Raw genomic sequence first — 7,695 nt, 5'->3', positions numbered from 1 at the left:
CCGGGCGAGCTGCGCCGCGATGGCGGCGGCCAGCGTGCAGCCGGTGCCGTGCAGGTTCGGCGTATCGACGCGCGGATGGGTGTAGACGCGCACGGTGCCGTCGGCCAGCATCAGCAGGTCATCCAGGCCCAGGCTGCCGGGGCCGTCGTCTTCCAGATGGCCGCCCTTGAGCAGCACCGCCTTGCAACCGAGCGCAAGCAGGTCCGCTGCGGCCGCCTCCATTTCGGCGCGGCGCGTGATGCGGCGGCCCAGCAGGTATGACGCCTCAGGCAGGTTCGGCGTGACCAGCATCGCGCGCGGAAACAGCAGTTTCACCATCGCCTGGCTGGTCGCGTCGTCGGACAGCGTGGCGCCCGAGGTCGAAATCATCACCGGGTCCACCACGAGCTTGCGGATGCCATGCCGATCCACCGCCCCGGCTACGGCCTCAACGATGGCCGCCGTTCCCAGCATGCCGGTCTTGGCCGCGTCCACGCCGATGTCGCTGGCCACGGCGTCGATCTGCGCGGCCACCATGTCGGCCGGTATGGCGTGGACGCCGGTCACGCCGAGCGTGTTCTGAGCCGTGATCGCGGTGATCGCGCTCATGCCGAAACATCCCAGTGCCGCGAACGTCTTCAGATCGGCCTGGATACCGGCCCCGCCTCCGGAGTCGGATCCGGCGATGGTCAGGGTGCGGGGTGGCGTGGGGAGCATGTGCAAGGTGAGGAGAGACGGAGAAAGACCGGAAAAATGTGCCTGCTTGCGCCGCAAGGCGCGGACAGGCACGCTACAATACCGCCACTCCGAGGAGCGTTGCAACGGATGGCCCCGCCTTCCGCCAGGCTCGGAATGTTTCAACGGCGCTCGCAGTTCCGTGGTTCGCACGGACGCGAGTCGACCTGTCCGCCCGCCATGCCAAGTGCTGGCGCGGCCATCGGCACCCCTTCGGGGCTGCCGTCATCTTGTCGCCCTCCCGTTTCTTGCGTGACCACTTCAACTACGGAGTGACGTATGAACGCAGTGACCGACCTGAAGCAAGACTACATCGTGGCCGATATCGGCCTGGCCGGCTGGGGCCGCAAGGAAATCGCCATCGCCGAGACCGAAATGCCCGGCCTGATGGCCATTCGCGACGAATTCGCCGCCGCGCAGCCGCTCAAGGGCGCGCGCATCGCCGGTTCGCTGCACATGACGATCCAGACCGCCGTGCTGATCGAAACCCTCAAGGCACTGGGCGCCGACGTGCGCTGGGCCTCGTGCAACATCTTCTCGACGCAGGATCACGCCGCCGCCGCCATCGCCGCATCGGGCACGCCCGTGTTCGCCTTCAAGGGCGAATCGCTGAAGGAATACTGGGACTTCACGCACCGCATCTTCGACTGGGCCGACGGTGGCACGCCGAACATGATCCTGGACGATGGCGGCGACGCCACGCTGCTGCTGCACCTGGGTGCCCGCGCCGAAAAGGATGCGTCGCTGATCGCCAAGCCGACCAGCGAGGAAGAAACCTTCCTGTTCGCCGCCATCAAGGAAAAGCTGGCCAAGGATTCGACCTGGTACAGCCGCAACCTGGCCGCCATCCGTGGCGTGACCGAGGAAACGACCACCGGCGTGCACCGCCTGTACCAGATGGCGCAAAAGGGTGAACTGAAGTTCCCGGCCATCAACGTCAACGACTCGGTGACCAAGAGCAAGTTCGACAACCTCTACGGCTGCCGCGAATCGCTGGTGGACGGCATCAAGCGCGCCACCGACGTGATGATCGCCGGCAAGATCGCCGTGGTTGCCGGTTACGGCGACGTGGGCAAGGGCAGCGCCCAGGCCCTGCGCGCGCTGTCCGCGCAAGTGTGGGTGACCGAGATCGATCCGATCTGCGCGCTGCAGGCCGCCATGGAAGGCTACCGCGTGGTGACGATGGACTACGCCGCCGAGCACGGCGACATCTTCGTGACCTGCACCGGCAACTACCACGTGATCACGCACGACCACATGGCCAAGATGAAGGACCAGGCCATCGTCTGCAACATCGGCCACTTCGACAACGAGATCGACATCGCATCGGTCGAGAAGTACGAATGGGACGAGATCAAGCCGCAGGTTGACCACGTCAAGTTCCCGGACGGCAAGAAGATCATCATCCTGGCCAAGGGCCGTCTGGTGAACCTGGGCTGCGCCACGGGCCACCCGTCGTACGTGATGAGCAGCTCGTTCGCCAACCAGACGATCGCCCAGATCGAACTGTGGGCCGAACGTGACAGCGGCAAGTACCCGGTTGGCGTGTACGTGCTGCCGAAGCACCTGGACGAAAAGGTCGCGCGCCTGCAGCTCCGGAAGCTGAACGCGCAACTGACCGAACTGACCGAGCAGCAGGCGGCCTACATCGGCGTGAAGAAGGAAGGCCCGTACAAGGCCGACCACTACCGCTACTGATCGGCCACGGCTCTCGCCCCCGGCGCGGCTCCCCGCTCCCGCGCGGGGAGCCGCGCCGGCCGCGCGACACGGCGTCATCAAGACCGTGCACAATTAGTGTCATCCAACCAAAAACAAAGGAGTTGCAATGAGACTGTTGGCCGTATGGATCATCAATGCCGCAGCGTTGTTCCTGGTGGGTTACCTGATCAGCGGGGTCCATCTTGGCAGCTTCGGCTCCGCCATGATTGCCGCGCTGGTGCTGGGCCTCGTCAATGCGCTGATTCGGCCGATCCTCGTCATCCTGACGCTGCCGGTCACGCTGCTGACGCTGGGCCTGTTCATCTTCGTCATCAACGCGCTGCTGTTCCTGTTCGTGGGCAACCTGCTGCAAGGATTCGTCGTGGACGGCTTCGGTTCGGCGCTGCTCGGCTCGATCTTGTACAGCGTGATTGCGTGGATCCTGGCCAGCGTGCTGCTGGGCGAGCGCAACTGACGCGTTGAGACTCTTTTTCTGGGCGCCGCCACGGCGGCGTGCCAACCATGACTGATCGTTACTTCAGCTTCGAATTCTTCCCGCCCAAGACGGCGGAGGGCGCGGAGAAACTGCGCAATACGCGCGCGCAGCTTGCGCCGCTGCAGCCCAAGTACATCTCGGTGACGTTCGGCGCCGGCGGTACCACGCAGCAGGGCACGCTCGATGCCGTGCTGGAGATCCAGCGCGAAGGTATCGAGGCTGCGCCGCACTTGTCGTGCGTGGGCTCCACGCGCGACAGCATCCGGACGATTCTCCAGACCTATCGCGATGGCGGCATCCGCCACATCGTGGCGCTGCGCGGCGACATGCCGTCGGGCATGGGCGAGATCGGCGAGTTCCGCTATGCCAACGAACTCGTCGAGTTCATCCGCGCGGAAACCGGTGACTGGTTCAACATCGAAGTGGCCGCCTATCCCGAGTACCACCCGCAGGCCCGTTCGCCGCGTCACGACCTGGAAAACTTCGTGCGCAAGGTCAAGGCCGGCGCGGACTCGGCAATCACGCAGTACTTCTTCAACGCCGATGCGTACTTCCGCTTCGTCGACGACGTGCGCGCGATGGGCGTGGAAGTGCCGATCGTGCCCGGCATCATGCCGATCACGAACTACTCTCAGCTGATGCGCTTTTCCGAGATGTGCGGCGCCGAAGTGCCGCGCTGGGTAGCCAAGCGGCTCGAGTCGTTCGGCGATGACAAGGAAGCGATCCGCGCCTTCGGCCTGGACGTGGTGACCGACCTGTGCGCGCGCCTGCTCGATGCGGGCGTGCCGGGCCTGCACTTCTACACGCTCAACGCCGCCGGCGCGACCAAGGCGGTCTGGCAGCGCCTGAAGCTGTAATTCCCGATGCCCGCCGCGCGCCGCCCGGACCCATTCGTCGAGCACCTGCTCGAACTGATGGCGCCGCTGGCGGCCAACATCGGGGCCATCACGGCCAAGCGGATGTTCGGCGGGCATGGCCTGTTCTACGATGGCCTGATGTTCGCGCTCATCAGTGGCGGCCAGTGCTTCCTGAAGGCCGACGACGTCACGCTGGCGCGCTTCGAGGCCGAGGGCAGCGAGCCGTTCCGGTATCAGTCCGCGCGCCGCGAGGTGACGATGCGTCACTACCTGAGCCTGCCACCCGCGTGCCTGGAATCGCCCGCAGCGATGACACCGTGGGCGCGCATGGCCGTGGAAGCCGCGTTACGTCTGGGTAACGTGCGCTGACCACCTGACCGCCTGGTCACTGGCGTGGCCGTTGGTGTCATACTCGGCGGCATGGTCACCGCCACATTCCGTTTCTACGAGGAACTGAACGACTTCCTGGCGCCGGCACAACGTCGCCGGGACCTGTCGTGTCCCTGCGCGCGCGCCGCCACGGTCAAGCACATGATCGAAGCGCTGGGCGTACCGCATACCGAGGTGGAACTGATTCTCGTCAACGGCGAGTCGTCGCCGTTCGAGCGCATCGTGTGCGACGGCGACCGCATCGCGGTCTACCCGAAATTCGAATCGTTCGATGTCGCGCCGCTGCTACGTGTCCGCGAACATCCGCTGCGCGAAATCCGCTTCGTGGCGGACGCCCATCTAGGCGGCCTGGCGCATCTGCTGCGCATGACCGGTTTCGATACGCTCTACGACAACCACTTCGAAGACAGCGAGATCGCCCGCATCGCCTCGGACGAGAAGCGCATCGTACTGACCCGCGACCGCGAACTGCTCAAGCGCCGCGGCATCACCCACGGCTGCTATGTGCGGGCGATCCGGTCGTCATTGCAGGTCAGGGAGATTTTTTCCAGACTGGACCTGGCTCGCAGCGCCAGGCCATTCTCGCTCTGCCTCGATTGCAACGTGCCCCTGCGTCGTATCGGCAAGACCGATGTGGATGGGCGCGTGCCGGAAGGGGTGTTCGAGCGTCACGAGCATTTCGTCACCTGCCCGCATTGCCAGCGCGTGTTCTGGGAAGGATCGCACTGGCGCAAGATGCGGACGCTGGTGGAGGAGCTGATGAGCGCCCAGGCCGACCAGGTTGCCTCTGGTGGTCCGGGTGGCCCGGGTGGAAATAGCTAGGCCACCCCTCGTTCCGTGACCAGCCAGTCCATCGGCAGGTCATGCGACGCTGCCTGCAGCGGCACCTCGCACGCGGCAAAGGCGATTCCGATCGCTATCGGCGTGGCCTTTGCGGCAGCCATGGCCGCCAGCGTGCGGTCGTAGAAGCCGCCGCCGTATCCCAGGCGGAACTTATCGGCGCTGAATCCGACACATGGAATGAGCAGTGCGTCTGGTGTTACGGCTCCGGTGCCATCGGGCACCGGAATGCCGTACTGGCCGGCGCGCATTGTCGTGTCTGGCGCCCACGCATGGAAATCGAGCGGCGCAGCGGGCCGGCTCACGATGGGCAGGGCGGCCACGCGGCCGGGCATCGCGGCCAGCCATCGGGTCACGGTGTCGCGTGCGTCGAACTCCTGCTGGATCGGCCAGTAGAACCCCAGTCGTTGCACGCCGAGACGTTCGAGCAGTGGCGCGAGCGCTGCCGCGATCTGTGCATCCGCCGTCTCTCGATCGGGTAGCGCGGCGCGTAGCGCGAGCAGCCGGCGGCGCAGGGCGCGACGGTCCTCAGGGGCCATGAAATAAAGGCTGTCCGGCCCGTTGTCCGGTGCTTGGTTTGGTGGCATGGCGTGCAATAATGGCCATCGAACAGACATTTGAAAACAATGCTGGACGCGCAAATGAAGATGCGCGCCGGTGGTACGAATCACGAATCCTGCGTGCCTGTCGCGTGACAGGCACGCACCCAACAAGGAATACCAAGAATGCCGAAGGGAGTATATCTGCGCCGTGCAGGACGCTTCGCCTGGCTTGCGTTCGCAGGTGCGCTGCTGGCTACCCCAGTCTACGCGCAGAAACGTACGGCGACGCCCCAGAAAGCGGTGCAGCAGCAACCGGCCGCCCTGACGATTCCGTCGGACCCGGACGATGCCTTTGTCGCGCTGCGCGAGGCCGCCCGCAAGAACGACGCGGACCGCGCCGCGGCCATCTCGGCCACGCTGGTCGACTATCCGATTCCGTCGTACGTCGAATACTTCCGCATCAAGTCGCAGATGTTCGACTCGAGCGGCCAGCCGCTGATCGACACGCCGGATGCCGAGATCAGCGCGTTCCTGCAACGCTACCAGGGCGAGGCGATTGCCGACCGGATGCGCAATGACTGGCTGCTGGTGCTTGGCAAGAAGCGCGACTGGGCAAACTTCGACGTCCAGTATCCGCAGTTCGTGCTGAAGGACGATACGCAGGTGGAGTGCTACGCGCTGCTGTCGCGCGCGCTCAAGGGCCAGAACGTGGCCGCCGATGCGCGTGCGGTGCTGGTCGACCCGCGCTACTACGGCGACGGCTGTGTTGACCTGATCAGCTACATGGCGCAGAGCCAGCAGATCCAGCGCAGCGACGTGGCTTTCCAGGCGCGTCAGGCGCTGGAGCAGAACTACACCACGCTGGCCGGCAAGATCGCCGCCGCGGTGCCCGATGCGCGCGTGGATGGCGATTCGCTGGCCACCGTGGTCAAGATGGCACGTAACGATCCCTCGCAGGCCGCCGCCTACCTGGGCACGATCTCGGGCAACCTGTCGCGTGACGAGCAGGGCGCGGCCTGGGGCGTGATCGGCCAGTTCGCGGCCAAGAAGCTGATGCCGGAGGCTGCCGGCTACTACCGTCGCCAGATGGACCTGGGCGGTAACCAGTGGCTGTCCGATGAGTCGCAGGAGTGGCGCGTGCGGGCAGCGCTGCGTCAGGGCGACTGGAAGCAGGTGCGCCAGTCCATCGAATCGATGCGTCCCGAGCTGCGTGCCAAGGATCCGGCATGGACGTACTGGTACGCGCGCGCGCTCAAGGCCGATGGCCGTGGCAGCGATGCCCAGCAGCAGTTCCAGTCGATCGCCGGCCAGTTCAATTTCTATGGCCAACTGGCCAGCGAGGAACTGGGCAACCGCATCACGATTCCGACGCGGACCACGGTCACCGATGCCGAGGCGATGGCGATGCGCTCGCGCGCCGGCTTCACGCGCGCCAAGAAGTTCTATGACCTGAACCTGCGCTTCGAAGGCAACCGCGAGTGGAACTGGGAACTGCGCGGCATGAACGATCGTGACCTGCTGGCCGCGGCCGAGTACGCGCGCAAGATCGAGCTGCTCGATCGTACCGTCAACACGTCCGACCGCACCAAGGCCGAGCACGATTTCACGCAGCGCTTCCCGATGCCGTACCGGGACATCATGCAGCGTGCCACGGACGAGGTCGGCCTCGACATGGCGTGGGCCTACGGCCTGATTCGTCAGGAATCGCGCTTCATCATGAATGCGCGTTCGTCCGCGGGCGCGCATGGCCTGATGCAGGTGATGCCGGCCACGGCCAAGTACGTCGCGCGCAAGATCGGCATGACCGACTTCTCGCCGTCGATGATGGGAGACCCCAACATCAACATCATGCTCGGCACCAACTACATGAGCATGGTGCTGACCGATCTGGACAGCTCCTGGACGCTGGCGTCCGCCGGCTACAACGCTGGTCCGGGACGGCCCAAGGCGTGGCGTACCAGCCTGTCGCGACCGGTGGAAGGCGCGATCTTTGCAGAGACGATCCCGTTCACCGAGACGCGGAACTACGTGAAGAATGTGCTTTCGAACGCCACGTACTATGCTGCATTAATGAGTGGCCGGCCCCAGTCCCTGAAAGACCGTCTGGGAATGGTCGCGCCGTCTTCGGTCACGACGACCAGCCTCCCCTGAGCCTGAC

8 protein-coding genes and 1 riboswitch are annotated in these 7,695 nt (G+C 65.2%); of the genes, 6 read left to right on the top strand and 2 right to left on the bottom strand.

Annotation, left to right across the window (positions count from 1 at the left end):
* Window positions 1–696 (bottom strand): bifunctional hydroxymethylpyrimidine kinase/phosphomethylpyrimidine kinase (gene thiD / locus D769_RS02715; protein ID WP_008641861.1); only part of this gene is annotated, 696 nt, incomplete at its 3' end.
* Between the two features lie 85 nt (window positions 697–781).
* Window positions 782–855: riboswitch (S-adenosyl-L-homocysteine riboswitch) on the top strand.
* A gap of 138 nt (window positions 856–993) precedes the next feature.
* Between thiD and ahcY the strand changes: the two genes are divergently transcribed.
* The 5 genes from ahcY to D769_RS02690 all read left to right on the top strand — a co-directional run bounded on the left by ahcY (window position 994) and on the right by D769_RS02690 (window position 4,977).
* Window positions 994–2,412, top strand: a complete 1,419-nt coding sequence (gene ahcY / locus D769_RS02710) for an adenosylhomocysteinase (RefSeq protein ID WP_008641860.1) — start codon at window positions 994–996, stop codon at window positions 2,410–2,412.
* A gap of 127 nt (window positions 2,413–2,539) precedes the next feature.
* Window positions 2,540–2,887 (top strand): phage holin family protein, encoded by a 348-nt coding sequence (locus tag D769_RS02705; RefSeq protein ID WP_008641859.1) that lies wholly within the window; start codon window positions 2,540–2,542, stop codon window positions 2,885–2,887.
* Between the two features lie 47 nt (window positions 2,888–2,934).
* A complete protein-coding gene (gene metF, locus D769_RS02700) occupies window positions 2,935–3,765 on the top strand; it encodes a methylenetetrahydrofolate reductase [NAD(P)H] (RefSeq protein ID WP_008641858.1) in 831 nt (276 codons plus the stop codon).
* Window positions 3,766–3,771: 6 nt separating this feature from the next.
* Window positions 3,772–4,134, top strand: coding sequence for a TfoX/Sxy family protein (locus tag D769_RS02695; RefSeq protein ID WP_008641857.1), 363 nt, complete (start codon window positions 3,772–3,774; stop codon window positions 4,132–4,134).
* Between the two features lie 51 nt (window positions 4,135–4,185).
* Window positions 4,186–4,977: a Mut7-C RNAse domain-containing protein gene (locus D769_RS02690; RefSeq protein WP_008641855.1), complete on the top strand. Its 792-nt coding sequence runs from the start codon at window positions 4,186–4,188 to the stop codon at window positions 4,975–4,977.
* On the opposite strand, the gene D769_RS02685 is transcribed toward D769_RS02690, so the two are convergent.
* Complete coding sequence (locus tag D769_RS02685; protein ID WP_008641852.1) at window positions 4,974–5,534, bottom strand: 5-formyltetrahydrofolate cyclo-ligase; 561 nt, start codon at window positions 5,532–5,534, stop codon at window positions 4,974–4,976. The two genes, D769_RS02690 and D769_RS02685, sit on opposite strands and share 4 nt — an antisense overlap.
* Window positions 5,535–5,720: 186 nt before the next feature.
* Here D769_RS02685 and D769_RS02680 point away from each other — a divergent pair, with 186 nt between their 5' ends.
* Window positions 5,721–7,688 (top strand): lytic transglycosylase domain-containing protein, encoded by a 1,968-nt coding sequence (locus D769_RS02680; RefSeq protein ID WP_008641850.1) that lies wholly within the window; start codon window positions 5,721–5,723, stop codon window positions 7,686–7,688.
* The last annotated feature ends 7 nt before the right edge of the window (window positions 7,689–7,695 follow it).

The organism is Cupriavidus sp. HMR-1, assembly GCF_000319775.1.
GTDB classification, from domain to species: domain Bacteria; phylum Pseudomonadota; class Gammaproteobacteria; order Burkholderiales; family Burkholderiaceae; genus Cupriavidus; species Cupriavidus metallidurans.
The sequence above is the reverse complement of the archived record's forward strand: the minus strand, read 5'-3'. Positions and strand labels throughout refer to the sequence as shown.